The sequence below is a fragment of the Clostridium sp. ATCC 25772 genome (genome assembly GCF_001573875.1).
Lineage (GTDB): Bacteria > Bacillota > Clostridia > Clostridiales > Clostridiaceae > Clostridium_J > Clostridium_J senegalense.
The window spans coordinates 1-746 of the sequence record NZ_LFRG01000139.1 but is presented as its reverse complement, the minus strand read 5'-3'; the positions used below and the strand labels follow the sequence as shown (position 1 = coordinate 746).

The 746-nt window shown below is 27.5% G+C and carries 1 protein-coding gene; it reads right to left on the bottom strand.

Features of this window, described 5'->3' with window-relative positions; genetic code table 11:
- Positions 1–275: 275 nt before the first annotated feature.
- Positions 276–578 (bottom strand): transposase, encoded by a 303-nt coding sequence (locus tag AZI32_RS17185; RefSeq protein WP_061997164.1) that lies wholly within the window; start codon positions 576–578, stop codon positions 276–278.
- Positions 579–746 lie beyond the last annotated feature (168 nt).

Here is a 746-nt window from a genome sequence, read left to right as displayed (position 1 = left end):
TTCTTTCATGAATAACATTTTCATCAAGACAAGATTTTTCAAAGATACCACTAATAAATTGACTACCATTATCCGTAGGGATTACTAATCCATTTGCCACAATTGGTTTGATTTTATTATTGTTCTACTTTCACAGACACGTGACACTCGTTTTATATTGCGTTTTCTATTTGAATCTAATAAGTTTAAGCTTTTCATTAATCTTAATATTGTAGTTATAGTAACAACTTTATAACCTAAAGTTATCCACTTATGAGCAATAGCAATTTTATCATCTAACGTTGGTTGTTTTTTAGAAGATCCTCAAGGATTGCTATTTTTAATTTAAGATCTTCATTTTCATCCTTAACTTTATGATATTCTTTTTTATAATTAGGTATAATCTCACCTTCCTTTGGATTTTTCGGTTTTATGGTTTGAGAATACCTACGGTAATTGTTAACCCATGTGCTTAATTGAACTGGATTAATATCATATTTTTTAGCTATTAAAGAATTACTACCAGATTCAAGGACTTCTTTAACATAAGCAACTCTTTGTTCTTCTGAAAACTTTCTTTTAAAGACAACTTTTGACATATTGTAGCCCTCCTAATTTCATTAATATAATTGTAAATATCTAAATTAACTTTGTCCAATATAATTAGGGGGGCTATAGGCTTTTAACTCTTAATTCTCTCTTTTTAATTGAAATACTCAATTATGCTTCTATTATCTTTAAATTTTATATGAGTTTAATGTGCGAAG

Bases quoted from the DNA above. Each gene is read 5' to 3' on its own strand.
- AZI32_RS17185 (WP_061997164.1), bottom strand. From the start codon at position 578: ATGTCAAAAGTTGTCTTTAAAAGAAAGTTTTCAGAAGAACAAAGAGTT.